Annotated in this window: 20 protein-coding genes and 1 tRNA gene; 8 read left to right on the plus strand and 13 right to left on the minus strand. The window is 35.8% G+C overall.

From position 1 onward, the window contains the following. Positions 1 to 28: 28 nt before the first annotated feature. A complete protein-coding gene (locus BLQ00_RS03515; protein WP_093140573.1) occupies positions 29 to 1,984 on the minus strand; it encodes a tetratricopeptide repeat-containing sensor histidine kinase in 1,956 nt (651 codons plus the stop codon). 344 nt (positions 1,985 to 2,328) lie between these two features. On the opposite strand from BLQ00_RS03515, the gene BLQ00_RS03520 reads away from it, so the two are divergent. Genes BLQ00_RS03520 through BLQ00_RS03535 form a run of 4 tightly spaced genes read left to right on the plus strand, consistent with a single transcriptional unit; the run spans position 2,329 to position 5,094 of the window. Further along, positions 2,329 to 3,048 carry a hypothetical protein gene (locus BLQ00_RS03520; RefSeq protein WP_093140574.1) on the plus strand — a complete coding sequence of 240 codons (720 nt, stop codon included), beginning with the start codon at positions 2,329 to 2,331 and terminating at the stop codon, positions 3,046 to 3,048. Continuing rightward, the gene (locus tag BLQ00_RS17530) at positions 3,045 to 3,704 is read left to right on the plus strand and encodes a hypothetical protein (protein ID WP_093140576.1); all 660 of its coding nucleotides are present in this window, start codon (positions 3,045 to 3,047) and stop codon (positions 3,702 to 3,704) included. The genes BLQ00_RS03520 and BLQ00_RS17530 overlap by 4 nt, the downstream gene beginning before the upstream one ends. Continuing rightward, complete coding sequence (locus tag BLQ00_RS03530) at positions 3,662 to 4,423, plus strand: sensor histidine kinase (RefSeq protein ID WP_093140579.1); 762 nt, start codon at positions 3,662 to 3,664, stop codon at positions 4,421 to 4,423. The genes BLQ00_RS17530 and BLQ00_RS03530 overlap by 43 nt, the downstream gene beginning before the upstream one ends. Further along, positions 4,420 to 5,094 carry a response regulator transcription factor gene (locus BLQ00_RS03535; protein WP_093140581.1) on the plus strand — a complete coding sequence of 225 codons (675 nt, stop codon included), beginning with the start codon at positions 4,420 to 4,422 and terminating at the stop codon, positions 5,092 to 5,094. Before BLQ00_RS03530 ends, BLQ00_RS03535 begins: the two co-directional genes overlap by 4 nt. Positions 5,095 to 5,213: 119 nt before the next feature. Here the strand turns inward: BLQ00_RS03535 and BLQ00_RS03540 are convergent, their stop codons facing one another. From BLQ00_RS03540 to BLQ00_RS03560, 5 genes are all read right to left on the minus strand, one after another. Further along, positions 5,214 to 6,185, minus strand: coding sequence for a hypothetical protein (locus tag BLQ00_RS03540; protein WP_093140583.1), 972 nt, complete (start codon positions 6,183 to 6,185; stop codon positions 5,214 to 5,216). 328 nt (positions 6,186 to 6,513) lie between these two features. Then, positions 6,514 to 7,233, minus strand: a complete 720-nt coding sequence (locus BLQ00_RS03545; protein WP_093140585.1) for a TapB family protein — start codon at positions 7,231 to 7,233, stop codon at positions 6,514 to 6,516. 202 nt (positions 7,234 to 7,435) lie between these two features. After that, positions 7,436 to 7,509 (minus strand) — tRNA-Asn (locus tag BLQ00_RS03550). An 89-nt stretch (positions 7,510 to 7,598) separates the two neighbouring features. Next, positions 7,599 to 8,924, minus strand: a complete 1,326-nt coding sequence (rseP, locus tag BLQ00_RS03555) for an RIP metalloprotease RseP (protein WP_093140587.1) — start codon at positions 8,922 to 8,924, stop codon at positions 7,599 to 7,601. 249 nt (positions 8,925 to 9,173) lie between these two features. After that, the gene (locus BLQ00_RS03560; protein WP_093140589.1) at positions 9,174 to 11,111 is read right to left on the minus strand and encodes a M1 family metallopeptidase; all 1,938 of its coding nucleotides are present in this window, start codon (positions 11,109 to 11,111) and stop codon (positions 9,174 to 9,176) included. 115 nt (positions 11,112 to 11,226) lie between these two features. Between BLQ00_RS03560 and BLQ00_RS03565 the strand changes: the two genes are divergently transcribed. From BLQ00_RS03565 to BLQ00_RS17535, 4 genes are all read left to right on the plus strand, one after another. Continuing rightward, positions 11,227 to 11,892: an SCO family protein gene (locus BLQ00_RS03565; protein ID WP_093140591.1), complete on the plus strand. Its 666-nt coding sequence runs from the start codon at positions 11,227 to 11,229 to the stop codon at positions 11,890 to 11,892. A gap of 79 nt (positions 11,893 to 11,971) precedes the next feature. Further along, positions 11,972 to 12,199, plus strand: coding sequence for a FeoA family protein (locus tag BLQ00_RS03570; RefSeq protein WP_093140593.1), 228 nt, complete (start codon positions 11,972 to 11,974; stop codon positions 12,197 to 12,199). Positions 12,200 to 12,201: 2 nt separating this feature from the next. Beyond that, the gene (gene feoB, locus BLQ00_RS03575) at positions 12,202 to 14,301 is read left to right on the plus strand and encodes a ferrous iron transport protein B (RefSeq protein ID WP_093140595.1); all 2,100 of its coding nucleotides are present in this window, start codon (positions 12,202 to 12,204) and stop codon (positions 14,299 to 14,301) included. A 12-nt stretch (positions 14,302 to 14,313) separates the two neighbouring features. Further along, complete coding sequence (locus BLQ00_RS17535) at positions 14,314 to 14,472, plus strand: hypothetical protein (RefSeq protein WP_175445405.1); 159 nt, start codon at positions 14,314 to 14,316, stop codon at positions 14,470 to 14,472. Positions 14,473 to 14,476: 4 nt separating this feature from the next. On the opposite strand, the gene BLQ00_RS03580 is transcribed toward BLQ00_RS17535, so the two are convergent. The 7 genes from BLQ00_RS03580 to BLQ00_RS03610 all read right to left on the minus strand — a co-directional run bounded on the left by BLQ00_RS03580 (position 14,477) and on the right by BLQ00_RS03610 (position 20,494). Then, complete coding sequence (locus tag BLQ00_RS03580) at positions 14,477 to 14,872, minus strand: hypothetical protein (protein ID WP_093140597.1); 396 nt, start codon at positions 14,870 to 14,872, stop codon at positions 14,477 to 14,479. A 109-nt stretch (positions 14,873 to 14,981) separates the two neighbouring features. Further along, entirely contained in the window at positions 14,982 to 16,142 is a 1,161-nt protein-coding gene (locus BLQ00_RS03585; protein ID WP_093140599.1) for a metal ABC transporter permease, read from the minus strand. Then, positions 16,135 to 17,259, minus strand: coding sequence for a metal ABC transporter permease (locus BLQ00_RS03590; RefSeq protein ID WP_093140602.1), 1,125 nt, complete (start codon positions 17,257 to 17,259; stop codon positions 16,135 to 16,137). Before BLQ00_RS03590 ends, BLQ00_RS03585 begins: the two co-directional genes overlap by 8 nt. 125 nt (positions 17,260 to 17,384) lie before the next feature. Beyond that, positions 17,385 to 18,125 carry a metal ABC transporter ATP-binding protein gene (locus BLQ00_RS03595; RefSeq protein WP_093140604.1) on the minus strand — a complete coding sequence of 247 codons (741 nt, stop codon included), beginning with the start codon at positions 18,123 to 18,125 and terminating at the stop codon, positions 17,385 to 17,387. Between the two features lie 11 nt (positions 18,126 to 18,136). Next, positions 18,137 to 19,045: a metal ABC transporter solute-binding protein, Zn/Mn family gene (locus BLQ00_RS03600; protein ID WP_093140607.1), complete on the minus strand. Its 909-nt coding sequence runs from the start codon at positions 19,043 to 19,045 to the stop codon at positions 18,137 to 18,139. 5 nt (positions 19,046 to 19,050) lie between these two features. Continuing rightward, a complete protein-coding gene (locus BLQ00_RS03605) occupies positions 19,051 to 19,833 on the minus strand; it encodes a transporter (RefSeq protein ID WP_093140610.1) in 783 nt (260 codons plus the stop codon). Positions 19,834 to 19,837: 4 nt separating this feature from the next. Next, entirely contained in the window at positions 19,838 to 20,494 is a 657-nt protein-coding gene (locus BLQ00_RS03610) for a metal-dependent transcriptional regulator (RefSeq protein ID WP_093140612.1), read from the minus strand. Between the last annotated feature and the right edge of the window lie 14 nt (positions 20,495 to 20,508).

Raw genomic sequence — 20,508 nt, forward strand, 5'->3', positions numbered from 1 at the left:
TTCTGAAATATCCGTGTTCTGTATTATATTAATTTTCTATGTATTGCAATGGCAACGTTAAAACAACTTTAGTCCCAATAATTTTGGCGTCTTTGGTCAGTTCTTCAATCTCTATGGAAGCTTCTTTATCTGTAACCTCAGCAATCATCTCCAACCTCTTTTTTATAATATCTAAAGCCATAGATTTGTGCGCTAGCACAAAATTTTCTTTGTTTTTAAGTGATTGATTTATGCCTACTCCATCGTCAATAATAACACAATTTAAGGCTGTTTTTGTTACTGAAAAATCAATGGAAATAACTCCCTGTGTCTTTTTAGGTATTACACCATGAATAATAGCGTTTTCAATAAAAGGCTGAATTAATAGCGGAGGAAGCGCTACATCATCTTCAATATTTGAGTCTTTTTGAATACTGAAATTGAATTTATTATTAAACCTTAACTGTTCCAACTCTAGGTAATTTTGCAAGCTTTCAATCTCTTTATCAATGGGTATTAAAGATTCTTTTGAATACTCAAGTGTTAATCGCATCAGCTTTGAGAATTTTGATAAATACTTAATTGCAGAATCGGTACCATTTTGAACAATAAAACTTGAAATAGATCCTAAACAGTTAAACACAAAATGAGGGTTCATTTGTAAATGCAATGCTTTTTGTTCATATTCGGCAAGTTCTTTCTGAAGAGTTAACGTCTTTTTAAGCTGGCTTCGGTTATAAATTAAAAATCCAATTCCAGCTAATAGTAACACAATTAAAGCTCCAAAAAGCAATTGGGTCCTTGTTGTTTTTACTTTTTCTTTTAAGAGTAATTCTCTTTTACTATTGGCTTCCTTTTGAAGCAATTCTTTCTTTTCAAACTCATAATTCATAGCGGCTTCAACCGATTTCCGAATGTCACTTTCTTTTGTTAAGCTATCCTTTACAACACTAAACTTTTTGTAATGCAACAATGCTTTTGAAACCTCCCCTTTCTGAGCATAGATATCACTTAGGAGTTTTTCTGAAACTGCTTTTTGTTCTAACACATTTATTTTAGTTGCTAACTTTAATGCGGTTTCAGCCATCCTTAGCGCTTTGTTATCTTCTTTCTGATCTAAGTGAAATTGAGCCAAATGAAGATATGTATCTGCTAAACCGAAGCTGTCATCTATACGTTCAAAAGTAGTAATTGCTTTTTCCCAATTCTCTTGAGCCAATGCAACGTCTTTTCTAAGTACATAATACGCTCCTAAATTATTATACCATTCTCCTAAAGCTCGAGGATTTGGATATTGATCTAAATATTGTTTTGCGGCTGTATAATTTTCAAAGGCTTCATCTAATTTATTTTGTTTCACATAAATATTAGCAATATTGGTCAGGGTGATTCCACTATTAGGATCTTGAAATTTTTCTTGAATGTTCTTAGCTTTTATAAAATAAATAAGCGCTTTCTCATCTAACGATTTAGACTTATAAACAACCCCAATATTATTGTATATTTTAGAAGTTTGGCCTTCATCCTTTAATTCTTCATACAACTTCGCAGAAATTAAATAATATTGTAATGCCTTATCGTAGCTGCTTTGTTCAGAAAAAACGATTCCCATACCACCATAAGCTTTCGCTATACCTTGGGTGATTTCTTTAGCAGGTTGGGAGGTAGTCTCTATCCCTTCAAAAACAGTTTTAGCCCACACAAAGTGGTCTAACGACTTTTCATAATTCCCTAGAATAATATAAGCCGTTCCAATGTTTAAGTATGCTTTTCCTTCTTCAATCTTAAAGGCATTATTTTTAGCTAATTGAAGCGCTTTTTCACCATATTTAAGCATCTCATTAGGGTCACTATATTTGTATTGATCTGAAAGGGCATTCAATAATTCAGCACGTTCAATTACACTGGTGGTTTCATTGATTTTTAACTGAAGACTATCCAATACATTTTGTTGCGCATGAAGATTTATAAAAAAGAAAAAGAGAAGGATAGATTTTAATTTCATAATATTTCAATTGTATAACGAATGTACTATTAAGAATTCTAGCAAATAATGATGAATGAGAATTTGAGGGTTCTCATCGAGAATTTGAAAATAAAAAAAGCGCTACGTTTATATTTTTCCTCTTAGCTTTTAGCTGAAGGATATCTCTCTTTTTTTCAGAAACAAAACTTTTTATTCAAAAAACACAAAATACGTAATTACCCGTATAGCAATTCTTTATTTTTAGACATACATTTAAATAGTTGCTAATCAGTATTTTAATAAATACTCCGTCTGCTTTTTTTTGTATATCCTATTGTTTGTAATATACTAAAAAAGGTGCCGATGGTCCTTAAAAAATTATCATGGAAAATGTAAAAGTAAGTTCTAAAAATCTCCCTACGCTAAATGTACAAACTGAATATATCACTTTATGGAATACAATTCGTAAAGAGGAAGAAGAAGTACAAAGTATTTTTAATCTACAAGGTAATATGTTTCATTTTATAAAACCTACTGCCGATATAAAATCATTTCATATTTATGTCGCTTGTGATGCTTCAAGGAATCTTCATTTTTATTTTATTTCTTCAAGCGATGATGCCAATAAAAAATTTAATTGGGTGTACTCTTCTCAAATTAAGCAGTTAAAATATAGTCTTCCGCAAAGTACTCAACCGCCTACTGAAACGAAGTTTATCGATTGGTCTTCAGCAAATAAATGGGTGAATAATTGGATTGATGATAGCAAAAGAAACGCATGGATTTCAGATAATTTTTCTGTGGATTCTGATAAAAATAATATTGTACAAGCGTTTGAAATTAATGCTAATGATTTCGAAATTAATGACATTCACAATTGTTTTTTAGCTTTAAAAAAAGATGGGTCGGGTAACTACCAAGCAGATTTAGTAGTGTACAACACGGCAACTCAGACCTTAGTGAATACTGTTTCAAAAGTGTTGAATGGTGGCGTGAAGCCTGCATTTTCATTTGAAGATTTAGCGAGACCTGTTCCTCCGTTTGGAGGTGATGGTTTAGAATATAAAAATTTTGGTGTTTTAGTTGATTTAGGAATTGTATGAAAATCTCTAAGCTTGCAGAATCACTAACCTATGCTTCACCCGTTATTCTCTTAATTGGAATTTGTATTGGGGTTTACTATTATAAGTACCTTCAGTACATCTATCGTGTTCTCTTTTTTTTTCTTGCAGTAAACCTAGGCATCGACCTATTGTCAAGATATTTAGCTTCCATGTCGCATAACAACCTATTCTTGTTTATTGTAATAAGTTTGGTAGAACTAGTTACATTTTCATTTATCTATTATCACATTATTGAAAAGAAGAAAATCATTGTACTTCTCACGGTTATTGGACTCGGGTATGTTTTAACGGAAACACTTTCTACTAATTTTCAAAATATCTTTAATTTTCAATCGTACTCAAAAGTGGTTTCTTCTTTTTTAGTTGTACTAATGGTACTCATTTACTTTATAGAAGTGCTGTATCGTGAATATAAAATTTCGATACCCTTAATCAATTTAAACCTATTGATTATGGCTTATTTTACGTTGGAATTAATCCTATTACTTCCTTTAAACTTTTTGATTAATGGAAATCAAGAATCCATATATTATATATGGTTATTGCGGACTTTAATATTGCTCATTTTTTATATAATTATGATACATTTTTTATGGAACCATGGCAAAAACCAGAAACAATTACGTTGTGGGTAATCATAACTGTATTGTTTTTAGTACTTCTTTTAACATTTATTGCGGTATTGGTTCGATTAATTTTTAAAAAAATTATTCGAACTAAAATTGCAGAGGCAGAAGCAGAAACGAAGTATCAAGAAGATTTATTAAAAACAAGTATCACAGTTCAAGAAAATGAACGGAAACGAATTGCTTCAGACATACACGACGCTTTAATAGGAAAACTAATTGCCATAAAAATACATCAAGAAAACAATTCTGATATTACAAAATATTCAGATTTAATTGACACAAGTATTGAACTGGCAAGAAACATTTCTCACGATTTAAGTCCACCAATATTAGAATACACCTCTCTCGTTGACCTTGTCAAAGAAATGATAGACCCATTAAAGTTAAAAACTGCAGTACAATTTAACATTGATCAAAGGGTGCAATATGAATACACTACAGATTTTAAAATTCAAGTGATTCGTATTTTACAAGAGCTATTTAATAACATTATAAAGCACGCAAAGGCATCTCAAGTAATTATTTGCCTAAGGGAAACAAAAAAGCAACTATTTATAAAAATAGCAGATAATGGAGAGGGATTTAGTACAGGTGAAAATGCTAAAGGATTGGGCTTAAAAAACATTAAATCTAGAGTACAATACCTTAAAGGAGCATATAAAGTTAAATCGAAACCACTTAAAGGCACCGTGTCTTTGTTAATATTTAAAGAAGTAGCGATATGAGTTCAATTCTAGTTTCAATTGTTGACGATGATTCTCTAATACTTTCCTTATTAGAGGACTTTGTGAATGCCCAATCTGGGTTCGAAGTGATATTCACTGCCACAAGTGGTGAAGAGTTTTTGTCTAAAATTAAACTGCAGGATCTAAAACCGCAGGTAGTACTTTTAGATTTTAAAATGAAAGAACTAAATGGTGCTGAAGTAACAAGTCTATTAAAACAATCCTATCCGGATATTGAGGTAATTGTGATGTCATCTTTTTACAAATTATCATTTATGGGTTTTATGCTAAAAACGGGAGTTTCAGCATTTATTCCGAAAGGAATTTCACAACAACAATTAATTAATGTGATACGAGAGGTTCACGAAAAAGGAATTTCTTTTATGCCAGATCAAGTGGACATGATGCGAGAACAAATTTCGTCGAAATCTCCAAAACCTCTTGCAGCTCGAAAAAATCCTTTAACAGAAAGAGAAGCCGAAGTATTAAAACTTATTTGCCTTCAAAAAACGGCTAAAGAAATAAGTGATAAACTTTTTATTTCTCCCAGAACTGTTGAAGGTCATAAAAGTAATTTATTATTAAAAACAGAGGCTAAAAATATTGCTGGACTTGTTATTTATGCACTTCAAAATAACTATGTTACCATTGACGAAATTCCGTTGATTTGAAGAATCCTTTTTCTTAATAAGTCATTTGATTATCTTGAATCACTGTTTAAAAAGTAGTTAAAACAAGAAAACACAAAATGTTCTATTTTGTGTTTTCTCATGAATTAAATTTAAAGAAACTAGATTAATCTAGAGTTAGATCCTCCTTGCATCGCTACTTTAGTGGCAACAACACCCATCCCCATTATTTGTAAGCTTCCTGGCTTACAAGTAACCGTTGTAGTGATTGATTTGTCTTCGTTGTGGTGGTGTGATTGAACGGCCAAAGAATGTTTCGATGAAGTATAGAAAGGCCAAACGTTAACATCTCTACTTTTTGATATCATGTGATATTCAGATTCAGAATACGTTGCATGTGACGTAACCGTTATGGTATAGCCATTAACCAAAAAGACTTGATTTGCCAAATTTTGACAAGATCCTTTAGGTCCAAAAACCTTATCCCAAGCCGCTTGACCACTCGTCCATTTGGTTGGGTTTTGATACTGATCTGTAAAAAATCCCTGTGTAAACCAACCTCCAGCACGTACTGGTAAATATGCAAACTTGTCAAAAACAGCATCCACGGTTATTCTAGAAGTAGAAGCTTTTGAATTTAACGATTCAGAAACACTACTAGACTTGACACCCCAAAATCCAACCCCAGCTTCAGAAGCGCTATTTGCCCAAGAATCACTGACATTACTATCGGCTGTAGCAGAATCAAATTTGATTTTACCTCCAGAACCTGCAGCAACTTGTTTCAATAAAGCTGCAAATGGCGGTGTATAAATTGGGTTTACAGCGATATTTCCATCAACCCAATATTTTGGGTTTGAATAATTTTTTTCCGCAAGGGTTACTAAAAACCCAGGTTTAGCATCTCCAATTACAATTTGCATATTTCCATTTAGTCCATTTACAGGATTGCTGGTATACAATGTTGCAACAGATTTTGGTGGAATACCGTCAATAAAATCATACAAACCGGATGCGTCAGATTGTACTGGTAAAACTCCTTGTATGAGTTGAAATTCTTTATTACTTAAATGAAGAGCCTCACACATTGTATTGTAGAATCCTTCTGTCGAACTTTTTAGCGTTGCTGCCATAATTTTATAATTTAACTGGTTAATAATAATCCAAAGTTATACCGCATCACTCCTTATTATTAGCGTATAATTACCTGAAAACCAGTTGTAGTACAATTACCTAATTCGAATTATTAATGAAATATTAAACTTTTTATGAAATGATTATAATCCGTTTCTATATATAGAAGACCTTGTAGAGTGTATCGTAAACCGCTTATTTTAATGAAGAATTTTTCAGAAAAGCGCATAAAAAAAACCACTATTTCTAATGGTTTTTAATACTCTCATTCCTTTTTTAGCATTTACTTCGGAAGGTTTTCTAATACGAACTAAATAAAAGAATTACTTATTTATCAAACTTGGTCAATTCCATGCGGCTTGTTAGCGCTCCATTCTTTTTATAGCTTTCTTGTTTCACCATTCCTACCCCTTCGGCTAACCAGAGCTTGGTCTCCATTTCGATAGTCATCCCCATGGTTTTCGAAATGGAGGTTTCTGTTACTAAAAAGCAGTCAAAAGTACCTGCTTCTACGGTTACACGTTCCTTTTTCTCTACTTTTCGATTTGTTTGATCAACAACCGTATTCATTTTTATACCGCCCATGTTCATAGCTACGGTTAAATTAGCATCCGGAAGCTCTTGACCTACGCTTAAGTCGTTTGGAAGTTCGATATCTGTACCGGTAATATCCATTTCAAGCCCCATTTCTGTGTATTGCTGCATCATTTGCGATGGGAACAATGATTTATAATCGATACGAACCATACCGTTCTCGCAAAGGATATTAAAATTCGTCTCAAAAAGATCTTTCCCTTTTTTATCTAGGTATTTCATATCGTAGGTAGCATTGGTGGCAGAACCTTCTGCAGTCACCTTCGATATCGTATAATCTACAGTCCCTTCTATTTTTCCTTTTTTATTATAGTTGGTGTATTGAAAGGCGGTTCCTTCTTCGATGGGATAAAATTTACTACAATTACTCTGGGAGTATGCGAATGCCGTTGTAAGTACTGCCGCAAGTGTAAGTAAAACACCTTTTTTAAGTTTTTTCAATGTTGTGTTCATCTTTCAATATTTAAATCAATTTATAAATACATTTAATTTATGGAGGTTCCGAAGTAATCGCATTCGCCACCCATATCAGTATGTCACTAAGATACAAATAAATAACATTTAAAATAAAGTTGTTTGGAAACGTACTTAAATGAAGAATCTTTCAAAAAAAGGCATAAAAAAAGCCACTATTTCTAGTGGCTTTTTGTTTTCGCTCCTCTTCTTGGGCTCGAACCAAGGACCCTCTGATTAACAGTCAGATGCTCTAACCAACTGAGCTAAAGAGGAATTTCATATAGAAAATTAAAAGAATTAATCTTTTAGCGGTTGCAAATATAATTTAATTTTAAAATGTCGCAAAACAATTTCGCTTTTTTTTAATTAAAAATTGCGCGATAGATATCGTTCCCATTTGCGAACAGTACCAAAGCAATTAAAATAAAGAATCCAATCATTTGTGCATACTCCATAAACTTATCATTAGGCTTACGTCCTGTTACTATTTCATACAGTAAAAACATTACGTGCCCTCCATCTAATGCTGGGATCGGCAGGATGTTCATAAACGCTAAGATAATCGATATAAGCGCGGTTGTTTCCCAAAAGCTCATCCAATCCCATGTGTCTGGGAAAAGGTTTCCTATGGCTCCAAAACCACCAACTTGTGTCGCTCCTTTTTTGGTAAACACATATTTAAATTGCTTTACGTAATCTTTTAATATGTTGTATCCATAACTTACCCCTCCAGTAATACTTTCGCCTAAACCGTAAGTAAGATGCGTTCCTTTTCCTTGTAGTTCCTTCGCAAAATTTTGAACGCCAATTTGACCTGTTTCAGTTGCTGTAACTTTTAAAGTATCTATCTGACCGTTGCGCGAAACAACAACCGTATTTTCATTTCCTTTATTTTTGGTCACATTCTCTGTAAATTCATGCCAGTATTTTATTGTGCTTCCGTTTACTGCTAGAACCACATCCCCATTTTTAAATCCTGCTGCTGCAGCTGGAAATTCGGGTGCTACCGTATCAATCACGGCTTTTCTAAGTGGCTGGAACGGTTTTAAAACATCGTTTTTAAACATTATTGTTCCTGCATCTTCTGGTACCGAAAGTGTTTCAATAGTACCTTCTTTATGTTTTACTTCAACCGTAGAGACATCTCTTAAAAACAAGTACTTGTTAATTTGAGTTACGTTTTCAAAATCTTCACCATTCACTTTCAGTATATGGTCTCCATCTTTAAAACCGTACTCTTTAAATTGTTGGGCTACTGAAAATCCTTCCGGAATATCAGCATTGGTTGTAATATCTCTTCCGTAGAAGTACAACAATCCCATATAAATAACAAAACCTACTATAATATTTACGGTAACTCCACCCAACATTATAATTAATCGTTGCCAAGCTGGCTTACTTCTAAACTCCCAAGGTTGTGGCGGTTGTGCCATCTGCTCTTTGTCCATACTCTCATCGATCATACCCGAGATTTTTACATAACCTCCAAGTGGCAACCAACCAATTCCGTAAACAGTATCCCCTATTTTCTTTTTGAAAAGTGCAAACTTGACATCAAAAAACAAGAAAAATTTCTCTACACGAGTTTTAAATAATTTAGCGGGAATAAAGTGTCCCAATTCATGAAGGACAATTAAAAGAGATAAGCTTAATAATAGCTGAATTGCTTTAACGGCAAATGGACTCATAGTTTCTTAAAAAAATTAGTAAATACAATACTTGTCATACGATTCGTGAACACACTGTATTCAAAAACTGAACCGAAAACAATTTCTCTGTCAAAGCAACACGCACGACAGAAATTGAACGTGCAAAAGTAACCTTTTAAAGGTTGTGAAAAAAATTTTAAGAATAAGTCACAAATATTGAAATAGGCATTATTCACAGATTCGCAAATTCGCCTCTTCTAATTGGTATTGAAAGCAATAGCTTGTTTGTTATTTTTTTACGACAGACCGATAAACCATTCCCGCACTTGTTTCAAATTTTACAAAATGCATTCCAGAAGGCAGTCCTTCTAAATTCAATGAATTCTGAACATTAGGGACCATAATTGTTCTTCCTAAGGCATCTATAATTTCAATACGATAGATAGTTATATTGTTTGGTTTTTTAATTTGAAGTTCACTTCGGAAAGGATTCGGAAACACTAAAAATTCCGAAGAAATCTGAGAATCACTGAAGCCTAAAACCACCGAATTATTACGAGAGATTACATGTCGATCAGGATCGAATAACACTGAAGTCACTGGAAATGTTACATCCACCAAAAAGTTTTCACCATCGGTCGAATTCTCCAATACCACATCTAAAACCTCACCGTTAGCCCCACGAAGTCGTATAGGAACACCCATCTCGAAATAACTTACCGACGAGTGGCTTTGCGACTGATTAATTGTAATGGAGGCTTGACTCGCTGTGGGTTGATTCCATTCAATGGTATAGCTTGGATACCCTTCATTATAAATCCAATCGTCAAAGAACTCTGTTAAATCCTCTCCACTAACATCCTCCATTTTTGCTATAAAATCGGGTGTTTTGGCGTAATTATACGCAAAATTTGGATCACTTAAATAATTTTGAAGGCCTTGAAAGAAAAGTGCATCTCCTACTTTTTTTCGCAACATATGCAACACCATCGAAGACTTGTTGTAAGTCAGACGACTGCTAAAAATTCTATTTACACTCGTCGTATCATTGTCTGGAATATAAACGACACCATCTGTTTGAGACGTAATGCTTGATATTTTACTCTGCCTCCAAGATCTAAAAGCAGTATCACCATCTAAATTTTCAACAGTTAATCCCGTTAAATACGTAGCAAATCCTTCATTTAACCAAATATCTTTCCAGCTTCCGCAGGTAACTTTATCTCCAAACCATTGATGTGCCAATTCATGTGCAATCAAATCTCTAGAATGACTTCCCATGAACGAAACTGTTGTATGTTCCATTCCACCACCCCAACCAAACTGGGCATGCCCGTACTTTTCGTTGGCGTAAGGGTATTCTTCAAACAAATCGGTGAATAAATTCATAATATCTACCGTAACACCTGAATTAGCTTGCCAAGAGGATAAATCTTCAGGATACACATAGTTTACGATATCAAAAGGGTTCCCATTATTGGCAACCTCATGGGTGTAAACTTCATAATTGGTCACGGCTATGGCAATTAAATAAGCTGGAATAGGGTGCTGATGCTTAAAATGCGTGGTTTTCATACTACCATTTACTACCTGACTTTGCTCCAAACCATTACTCACCGCTATATATTCTTCATTGGAAGGATTAAATTGAGGCGAAGTAATATATACATCTATCATATCTATTTTATCGTTAAGATCTTGTTTGCAAGGCCACCATCCTTTTGCTCCGAAGGGCTCTGAAAGCGTCCAAATAATTGGGTCGCCATTGTGTGTTGTTTGTTCAAAAGAACCAAATCCAGAGCTAATTGGATTTCCCGAATAACGAATGGTCAACGAATCTAATACTCCAGTATTTTGTACTTGTGGTAATGTAATTACAACTTCATCATCTGTATTTTGAACATAACTTAAATTATTTCCTCTCTGAATTACTTCTGAAACGACCATGTTGTTAGTAAGCTCAAAGGTAACTTCACTAAGATTTTCTTTGGCAACAAAATGAGACGTAACATCTCCCGAAATAAAAGCAACATTAGGGTCGACGGTTAATTCAAGTCGGTGGTATTTAAGATCATAATTACCCGTGTTTAGGTTTTTTGAACCTTGTATGCTATTTAGTGCAGCCTTCGTTTCTGCCTCAACAATGGAAGGTAATTTGTCTTGAACCACTTGAGAATGAAGCCCTATAGAAAATAAAACTGCGGCGAGAAAAGTAATTTTTTTCATACTGAACTATTTAAAAAAGAAAAGATTTAAGATTCTTTAAAAATACGATAATGACTTCTGATGTTTTGTGACAAATGTCACATAACTTTGTAATTCTTATAATTATTTTTGCTTAATGCTTCAATTCTTTTCTAAATACAAGTTTTTTGCAGTCGTACTTCTTGTACTTTCAGCAATCATTATTTCTATCATTTATTCGATTCTAAACCCCGTAAAAACACTTCCTATTTTTCAACCCGCACAGGTAAATGTTGAAATGGTAGATAGTACCATTCAACATGTAAAAAAATACCACACAGTTGCCGATTTTTCGCTTCTAAACCAGAATGGAAAAACCATTACACAAGCAGATTATAAAAATAAAATTTACGTTGCCGATTTCTTTTTTACCACCTGTCAAACAATTTGCCCAATCATGACAGGCCACATGGCAGAAATTCAGGAAAAGTTAAAAAACGATACCAACGTTCTATTACTGTCACATACAGTAATGCCCGAAATAGATTCCGTAGCGCAACTTAAAAAATACGCACTAGAAAAAGGTGTTGACGATTCCAAATGGAACCTCGTTACTGGTGATAAAAAACAAATTTATACCCTAGCCCGAAAATCATACTTAGCCGCAAAAGACAATCCATACGATCAATACGACCTCATTCACACCGAAAACTTTGTCTTGGTAGACACCAAAAAAAGGATTCGAGGGTTTTATGACGGTACAGATCCAGTAGCAATTGAGCAACTTTTGGAAGACATTGCGACTTTAAAACAGGAAGACTAACTTTTTAAACGTAAATGTTTTCTTACCTGCACATTTTCACTTACTTTTGCCTTGTTTAAAATCAATCTAAATAACACAAATGTTGACTATAGCATCGTTAAAAAAAGGGCAACGTGCCATTATTAAAGAGTTTTCTATAGATGTAGTTCCTCTTAAATTATTGGAAATGGGATGCCTTCCTGGAAACGAAATTGCATTAGTTCAAACGGCTCCATTTCAGGATCCATTATACCTCAACATTAACGGAAGTCATTTAGCAATAAGAAAAGAAACAGCCGCCCAAATTGAAATAGAATTGATCCCTTAAAGATGGCAAAACAAATAAACGTAGCGCTTATTGGAAACCCGAATACTGGGAAAACCTCTGTTTTTAATAGACTTACCGGTCTAAATCAAAAAGTAGGGAATTATCCAGGGATTACGGTTGAAAAAAAACAAGGAACCTGTACTTTATCTAGATCTCTAAAGGCACATATTATTGATCTTCCAGGTACCTATAGCCTAAACGCTTCTTCTCTAGACGAAAATGTGGTTATTGAACTTTTACTCAATAAAAACGATAAAGATTTTCCAGACGTAGCAATTGTTGTTTCCGAAATTGAAAACTTAAAAAGAAACCTTCTTCTTTTCACTCAAATAAAAGACCTCGGTATTCCTACCATTCTTGCTGTTAACATGGCAGACAGAATGGAACGGAAAGCAATTTCTCTCGATGTTGAACGATTAGAGCAAAAACTGGAAACCAAAATTGCCCTTATTAGTTCTCGAAAAAATACTGGTTTCGACACCCTTAAAGAGCTTATTACAAACCACGCTACAATCTCAACAAAACCGTGTTTAAATGCTTCTGCCATTGCGCCCGAATATTTTGATCGCCTTCGGAAAGTGTTTCCAAACCAAGATTTATACAAATTATGGTTGGTTATTACGCAAGATGTTAACTTCGGAAAGTTAGAGCGTAAAGAACTACAAGGCGTTGCAAGTTTTAAAACAGAGTCGGAAAGCACTCTGAAGCGTTTGCAACAGAAAGAAACCATTGCGCGTTATCAATTTATCAATGGAGTTTTAAAAGAAACGCTTACCATAGATACCGCCAATGCGAAAGACTTACGAAGCAGATTAGACCGCGTACTCATTCATAAAGTATGGGGGTATTTTATTTTCTTCGGAATCTTACTCTTAATGTTCCAAGCTATTTTTGATTGGAGTAGTTATCCAATGGACTTTATAGATAGTACGTTTGCTTCCCTTAGCGAATGGATGAAAACAACGCTTCCTCCTGGTGACTTTACCAATTTGATTGCTGAAGGAATCATTCCAGGACTGGGCGGAATTGTAATTTTTATTCCGCAGATTGCCTTTTTGTTTTTCTTTATCTCCATTTTGGAAGAAAGTGGTTATATGAGTCGTGTCGTCTTTTTAATGGACCGTATCATGCGTCGTTTCGGATTAAGCGGAAAGAGTGTTGTGCCTTTAGTTTCTGGTACTGCTTGTGCTATTCCAGCAATCATGGCAACCCGAAACATTGAAAACTGGAAAGAACGCCTTATCACGATCTTAGTAACACCCTTTACAACCTGTTCGGCAAGATTGCCTGTGTACCTTATCATTATTGCACTTGTAATTCCTGAAGGTCGCGTTCTAGGAATCTTCAGTTACCAAGGATTAACGTTAATGTTTTTATACTTGCTAGGTTTCGGAGCCGCCATATTTTCGGCTTACCTTCTCGATAAAATTCTTAAAATAAAAACCAAAACATTTTTTGTGGTCGAAATGCCCAATTACAAGCTTCCGATGCCTAAAAATGTGCTTATTACCGTGATCGAAAAAACCAAGTCGTTTGTACTCGGTGCTGGAAAAATCATTTTAGCAATTTCTATTATTCTTTGGGTATTAGCTTCTTACGGACCTGGTGACTTCAACAAAGCAGAAGCGATTGTAACCCAAGAAAATGTTACGAATAACCTTTCCGAAGAAGAACTTGAAACCAAAATTGCATCTTTCAAATTAGAAAATTCGTACATCGGTATTCTTGGAAAAGCGATTGAACCTGCTGTACGTCCGTTAGGATACGACTGGAAAATTGGAATTGCACTTATCAGTTCGTTTGCCGCTAGAGAAGTATTTGTAGGGACACTTGCTACCATTTATAGCGTGGGAAGTGAAGATGAAAAAACCATAAAAAATAGAATGGCCGCAGAGGTAAATCCCGTATTAGGAACTCCATTGTTTAATTTTGCAAGCGGAATTTCACTATTACTCTTTTACGCCTTTGCCATGCAATGTATGAGCACGTTAGCCGTTGTAAAAAAGGAAACAAACAGTTGGAAATGGCCTATGTGGCAACTCTTTGCAATGTCTGCCATTGCGTATGTAGTCGCATTAGGTGCGTATCAATTATTAAAATAAAAGTTAAACGTTATGCAAACAATACTTGTATTACTAACATTTTGCCTCGCATTGGGCTATGTTCTTAAAAAATTTGTTTGGAACCCTATTTTTGAAGCCCGTCAAAAAACGACAGGCACTTTAGATGGAGGAAAAACAAAATGTGGGAAATCAGATTGTGGGTGCCATTAATTTCTTATTTCCCTTCGGAAACTAATAACGCATAGTCACGTTCGCCGTTATCTTCAGATGATGGATACGGTGTTACCGACAAACATTTTAGCGTATATCCTTCAGAAGAAATCAAAGTATTCTGAACTTCTTTTCCAAAGACCAATTCAACTTCTTTCGGCTCTTTCCCATCCTCTGTAACCGAGGCTAAGACTTTTACCTCTCCCGCCCAAATACAAGTTGTATTTTTAGGACAACGCGAATCGGCAATTACTTTTATAAAGGTAACCGAGGCTTTCTCAAACTGCACGGTTTGTCCCACAGCTACCTTTACCCCAATTTGAGGCACTTGTATCGGGTCTTCTTGTGAAAAACCAACCGTAACGATTAAAAGTAGGAGTATGATTAATGACTTTTTCATGATAACTTGTTTTTTGTTCTTAAAGATATAGGAAAAAATGATGCCAAACTTTTAAGTTTCAGTAAAGCTTGGGTGCCAAAACAAGAAATGACCTCAACTAATTTGTGATTTATCCCCTAAATAAGAAGAAATCATCCTTAATGTGTTCAATGTGTTCGTCCTTGTTGGTAAGGATGTATTCAATCGCTAAATTGGTAAATTCTTCGCCTTTTTCAGTAAGGGAAACAACATCGTTTTCAATACGAATCATATTGTTTTTTGTCGCAAAATCTAACACTCCCTTAGACCGTAGTTTTTTCCAATTTATGTGTTCGTTTAAGTGATTTATGTGGCGTTCCTCTTCTTCGGAATGGTTGTTTAAATGCAACAAAAAAGTAATTAAAGAAACCTCTTTTCGTTGTTGTTTTTGACGGTACAACACCGCTAAAAGTCCTTTGCTTGGTGCAAACAAATACACCAGTAAAAAAATCAATCCGAGCACCGTGGTCATAGATCCCGAAATTGAAGCATCCAACCAATGCGCTAACCAATAGCCAGCAATAGCTGCAAAAACCCCAAAACAAATGGAGAGTCCGAGCATTTTTTTGAGATCACTCGTAAGCAAATACGATGTCGCTGCGGGTGCAATCATTAAGGCTACGACTAATATCGCTCCCACGGCATCAAAAGCACCCACCACTGTAACCGACGATACCGACATGAGTCCGTAATGAAGTACCAATGGAGAAAAACCCATTGCCGAAGACAAGCCCGTATCAAACGTACTTACTTTTAATTCTTTAAAAAACAGAAATAATAAAACCAATGTAATTAGAAGCACGGTTCCCATGACCCACAATGATTTTGGCCCTAAGTCCACCCCAGAAACAAGTAATCTATCGAAAGGCGCAAAGGCCAGTTCGCCCAACAACACGGCATCCACATCGAGATGCACATCATTTGCGTTTTTAGCAATTAGAATCACCCCAATGCTAAACAACGCTGGAAATACAAGTCCGATGGCGGTATCTTCTTTTACCAGATTCGTCTTTTGAATGGTTTCTACCAAAACAACAGTGATAACACCCGTAATTGCTGCTAGTAAAATTAAAAGTGGTGAATTAAGATCTTGTGTAATAAAAAACCCAATTACAATTCCGGGTAAAATCGCATGACTAATCGCATCGCTAATCAGCGCCATTTTCCGAAGCACTAAAAACACTCCCGGAATCGCACATGCAACCGCCACAAGTGACGCTATTAATTGTATTTCGATTTGTGGATTAGTCATTTTTTAGCTGTTGGTTATACATATCCTTTGCTTCGTCAAACCCCTTTTGGGTAAGTGCCCATTGCTGTCCCGATATTGTGATCCATTCTTTCTCTTCTAAGGTTCTAAGCGAGCCTTTTGTATAACCATGAAAATTATTCAAAATTCGAATGGCGTGTGGATGCGAAATATTTTCGTGAGACTCAACAATCCCGTACATAAACTGAAGCGTTTTTTTAAGCTGTAAATCTTTTCTGTTTTTTCTGAAACGAATTTCACGAAACAACAATCCGCGACCTGGCGAGAAGATAAAAGAGAAAATTACAAACACTGCTGCCACCAAAACAATAACCGGCCCTGTTGAAAGGTTATTCTGTGTTGCACTTATAGCAGTTCCTAATACCCCTGAAAAGGCACCAAAAATAGCCGCAAGAAAAACCATAAATCCTAAACTGTTTGTCCATTGTCGCGCCGCAGCTGCAGGAGCCAATAATAAGGCACTCATTAACACAACCCCAACCGTTTGTAATCCTAAAACAATGGCGAGTACAATAAAAAAGGTGATGAGAACATCTATAAACCGAGTATTAAACCCCAATGTTTTGGTATAATCGGGATCGAATAATAGAATTTTAAATTCTTTCCAAAATAACAAGAGAATAAAAAGACAAACACCCGTTACAATAATCATGATTTTTACGTCACTTTCAACAAGAGTTGCCGCTTGTCCGAAGAGATATTTGTCCAACCCTGCCTGATTTGCATTCGGCATTTTCTGAATAAACGTTAGCAGTAACATTCCGAAGCCAAAAAACAAAGACAAAATCAATCCTAAAGCCGTGTCTGTTTTTAAATGGGTTTTGGTAATCATTCCCCGAATCCAAAACGTTCCAATCAAACCACTTACCAAGGCTCCCAATAACAATACATTACTATCTTTTGTTCCCGTTATTAAAAAGGCAATCGCAATTCCAGGAAGTGCCGCATGCGACACAGCATCGCCCAATAAACTTTGCTTCCGAAGTACGGCAAAACTCCCCAACATACCACAGATAGCCCCCAACACAGCTGTTCCCAACGTAATAGTACGAAGGGTGTAATCTGTAAATAAGAGGTTAAAATATTCTGTGATGGTCATTGCTTATAGTTTATTGCTAAATTATTCTTTTAATTTTCTTTTAAAGCCACTGATCATTTTGGTGATTTGTGATCAAAAATTATGTCTTTTGTTTTTTACAAGCGAAGCGTCCTAAAAGCTACTAACTACTTATTAACGGCAACTTTGTAATTAATTCCGTAGGTTTTAGTTAGGTTATCGTCGTTAAAAATTTCTTTTACAGGACCCGTCGCGATTTTTTTCACGTTTAAAAAAGTCACCCAATCAAAATACTCGGGAACAGTTTGTAAATCGTGATGCACTACAACTACCGTTTTTCCTGCTTTTCGCAATTCTTTTAAAATATTGATAATGGCTATTTCGGTGGTCGCATCTACGCCTTGAAATGGTTCGTCCATAAAATAAATAGAGGCATTTTGCACCAAGGCTCTCGCCAAAAACACCCGCTGCTGTTGTCCGCCGCTTAACTGACTTATTTGTCGGTTTTTGAAGGACAGCATTCCCACTTTTTCCAAGGCTTCCAAGGAGGCTTTCTTTTCCTTTTGTCCCGGACGTTTAATCCATCCTAAGCTTCCGTAGGTTCCCATCATCACCACATCAATGGCCGTGGTTGGAAAATCCCAATCGACACTTCCTTTTTGTGGTACGTAGGCAACTAACTTTCGTTGTTTTTCGTAAGGTTTTCCATAAATAGCAACACTTCCAGCAATGGGTTTGATAATACCCAAAATGGCTTTTATAAGCGTTGATTTTCCTGCGCCGTTAGGACCCACAATTGCCATGAGCACTCCTTCTGGAACGGCTAGATCGATATCCCAAAGCACCGGCTTATAATCGTACGCTACGGTAAGATCATCTACACTTATAGCTAATTTAGTTTCATCCATACTTTTGCTTTTTAACGAAGGGCATTTACAATGATGTTCACATTAGAGGTAAACATTCCTATATAAGTTCCTTCTACTGAATTTGCATCACCCAAAGCATCACTGTAAAGCGAGCCTCCTATGACAACTTCATGATTTTTTGAAAGCACCGCTTGTTGCAAAGCTTCAATCGTTCTACGCGGCACAGAGCTTTCTATAAAGATAGCTTTTACTTTGTTAGTAATGATAAATTCGGAAAGGCGTTGCACATCTTGTACACCTGCTTCCGTTGCAGTCGATATTCCTTGTAAGCCAACAACCACGAATCCGTATTCGTTTCCGAAGTAATTAAAAGCATCGTGTGCAGTCACTAAAATTCTTTTCTCCTTCGGAAGGGTTGCAATTGTCGCTTTTACTTCTTCTTCTAAGGCATCTAACTTCTTCTGAAAGGTAGCGTTATTCGTTTTATAAGCTTCCGCATTGATTGGATCTTCTTCTGAAAGTACCTGTGTTACTTTTTCAGCAAATTGTTTAAAAAACTGAATGTTAAACCACACGTGCGGATCGTAATTGGACGCGAAATATTCCGAAGCAATCAACTCCTTTTTGTTTAAAAAATCACCCAAAGCGACCGTCTTTTTTTGCTGTGCTTCCATTTTTTCAAACACCTCTACAAGTTTACCTTCCAAATGCAACCCATTGTAAAAAATAACATCGGCTTGAAACAATTTAGACACATCACCTTCGCTTGCTTTGTACAAATGCGGATCTACACCAGCACCCATCAAACCTTCTATTTCGATCAAATCACCACCAATATTTTTTACCAAATCGGTCACCATGGTCGTGGTGGTTACTACTTTAAGTTTTCCAGAGGTTTCGGTGGAATTTTTACAACTTATAACCGTAAGAACGAGCAGTATACTGAGTATTTTTTTCATGTTATTTATTTTGGGATTCGGAAACTAACGCCTGCACTCACCAAAAGATCTTGTCCTTCGGTAAAGCTCCTACCTATGGTAGCGTCTAGCTGTATGTTTTTCTTTATTAAATAGGTAATTCCGGCGTCACAAAAGTGATTCGCCTTGCTGTTTTCTAGTAGGTCTCCATAAACTTCGGCATAAAGGCCAATATTGTCGGTAAGGCTATACCCGTACGCCAATGTATATACGTAGGCCGCCTCTGGAGAGTCATTTCCCCATTGTGCCCCTAAGTTATAGCCAATACTCGATGCTTCACTAAGCGTGTGTGCTGCTGAAAATCGAAAATCGACTCCTGTATTTTCAGGGCGAAACGCTGTTGCCGCTAAAAAGGGCATTTGTATATGACCTAACAAAGCAATTTCGGGCATCCACCCATTTTCTTCAAGTAATTCAACCTTCATTCCTAATAAAAGAGGCGAAAAACCACTTGCCACATCCGCTAACTGACTATTAGTAAAAGTGGTTCTTGTTTCTTCTAAATTCCAGCCAACCCGTAGTTCAAAATTTTTAAAGAGTCCGTACCGTAATAAAGTTGTATTGTACCCAATTGTTTCAAAATGAGACTCTGTTTCTTTAAATGACTCGTAAAAAATTCCAGTTTCAACTTGTAACGAATGTAAAGGTACTGCTCGCGACGACTCTGTTGCGTCGGGTCTGTCGGTTACCAAATCTTCAACAGTCTCGTTTTCTTGTGCGACACTTAAGGAGGGAGCTGCTAATAGAAAAATTACCATACACTTTTTCATAGCCTTAATTTGTTTGAACGTATAGGTTTTCTGCTATCTTGTTAGATATAAAAAACTGGTCTCTTCCTACTAGAATCACCATAGAACCGTCAAAAAACTCTTTTCCAAGCACGGTTATTTTGGTTCCGATACTGATTTTCTTTTTGTCCAGATATTGAAGGTATTCTGTCGTAGTTTCTTTTACACCAACACAAATGCCTCGCTGGTTTTTATTTAATTCTGAAAGCAGTTTCTTTTCAGTCCGTTTCATATTTCCATGCTTGTCTGGAATAGGATCTCCATGCGGATCGAAATCTGGATTCCCAAGGAATTTATCAAGGCGGGTTACTAACTCGTCCGATTTTATATGCTCAAGCTGTTCTGCAATTTCGTGCACCTCATCCCAATGAAAGTTCAGCTTTTCAACTAAAAATACTTCCCAAAGCCGATGTTTTCTGATAACGGCTGCAGCCACTTTTTTTCCTTGTGCGGTCAATACGGCTCCTTTGTATTTTTTATAGGAAACCACTTCTTTATCTGCCAATTTCTGAATCATATCGGTTACCGACGATGGTTTCATTTCCATTCGATCGGCAATGGCATTGGTACTCACTTCCCCTTTCAGTTCGTGCTCCAAATGATAAATAGTCTTTAAATAATTTTCTTCTGCATGTGTAAACATACGGCAAAGGTAAA

This window comes from Ulvibacter litoralis (assembly GCF_900102055.1).
Classification (GTDB): Bacteria; Bacteroidota; Bacteroidia; order Flavobacteriales; family Flavobacteriaceae; genus Ulvibacter; species Ulvibacter litoralis.

Excerpts from the sequence above, each read along its gene's own strand:
- BLQ00_RS03515 (WP_093140573.1), bottom strand. The coding sequence starts at position 1,984 with ATGAAATTAAAATCTATCCTTCTCTTTTTCTTTTTTATAAATCTTCAT.
- BLQ00_RS03520 (WP_093140574.1), top strand. The coding sequence starts at position 2,329 with ATGGAAAATGTAAAAGTAAGTTCTAAAAATCTCCCTACGCTAAATGTA.
- BLQ00_RS17530 (WP_093140576.1), top strand. The coding sequence starts at position 3,045 with ATGAAAATCTCTAAGCTTGCAGAATCACTAACCTATGCTTCACCCGTT.
- BLQ00_RS03530 (WP_093140579.1), top strand. The coding sequence starts at position 3,662 with ATGGAACCATGGCAAAAACCAGAAACAATTACGTTGTGGGTAATCATA.
- BLQ00_RS03535 (WP_093140581.1), top strand. The coding sequence starts at position 4,420 with ATGAGTTCAATTCTAGTTTCAATTGTTGACGATGATTCTCTAATACTT.
- BLQ00_RS03540 (WP_093140583.1), bottom strand. The coding sequence starts at position 6,185 with ATGGCAGCAACGCTAAAAAGTTCGACAGAAGGATTCTACAATACAATG.
- BLQ00_RS03545 (WP_093140585.1), bottom strand. The coding sequence starts at position 7,233 with ATGAACACAACATTGAAAAAACTTAAAAAAGGTGTTTTACTTACACTT.
- rseP (WP_093140587.1), bottom strand. The coding sequence starts at position 8,924 with ATGAGTCCATTTGCCGTTAAAGCAATTCAGCTATTATTAAGCTTATCT.
- BLQ00_RS03560 (WP_093140589.1), bottom strand. The coding sequence starts at position 11,111 with ATGAAAAAAATTACTTTTCTCGCCGCAGTTTTATTTTCTATAGGGCTT.
- BLQ00_RS03565 (WP_093140591.1), top strand. The coding sequence starts at position 11,227 with ATGCTTCAATTCTTTTCTAAATACAAGTTTTTTGCAGTCGTACTTCTT.
- BLQ00_RS03570 (WP_093140593.1), top strand. The coding sequence starts at position 11,972 with ATGTTGACTATAGCATCGTTAAAAAAAGGGCAACGTGCCATTATTAAA.
- feoB (WP_093140595.1), top strand. The coding sequence starts at position 12,202 with ATGGCAAAACAAATAAACGTAGCGCTTATTGGAAACCCGAATACTGGG.
- BLQ00_RS17535 (WP_175445405.1), top strand. The coding sequence starts at position 14,314 with ATGCAAACAATACTTGTATTACTAACATTTTGCCTCGCATTGGGCTAT.
- BLQ00_RS03580 (WP_093140597.1), bottom strand. The coding sequence starts at position 14,872 with ATGAAAAAGTCATTAATCATACTCCTACTTTTAATCGTTACGGTTGGT.
- BLQ00_RS03585 (WP_093140599.1), bottom strand. The coding sequence starts at position 16,142 with ATGACTAATCCACAAATCGAAATACAATTAATAGCGTCACTTGTGGCG.
- BLQ00_RS03590 (WP_093140602.1), bottom strand. The coding sequence starts at position 17,259 with ATGACCATCACAGAATATTTTAACCTCTTATTTACAGATTACACCCTT.
- BLQ00_RS03595 (WP_093140604.1), bottom strand. The coding sequence starts at position 18,125 with ATGGATGAAACTAAATTAGCTATAAGTGTAGATGATCTTACCGTAGCG.
- BLQ00_RS03600 (WP_093140607.1), bottom strand. The coding sequence starts at position 19,045 with ATGAAAAAAATACTCAGTATACTGCTCGTTCTTACGGTTATAAGTTGT.
- BLQ00_RS03605 (WP_093140610.1), bottom strand. The coding sequence starts at position 19,833 with ATGAAAAAGTGTATGGTAATTTTTCTATTAGCAGCTCCCTCCTTAAGT.
- BLQ00_RS03610 (WP_093140612.1), bottom strand. The coding sequence starts at position 20,494 with ATGTTTACACATGCAGAAGAAAATTATTTAAAGACTATTTATCATTTG.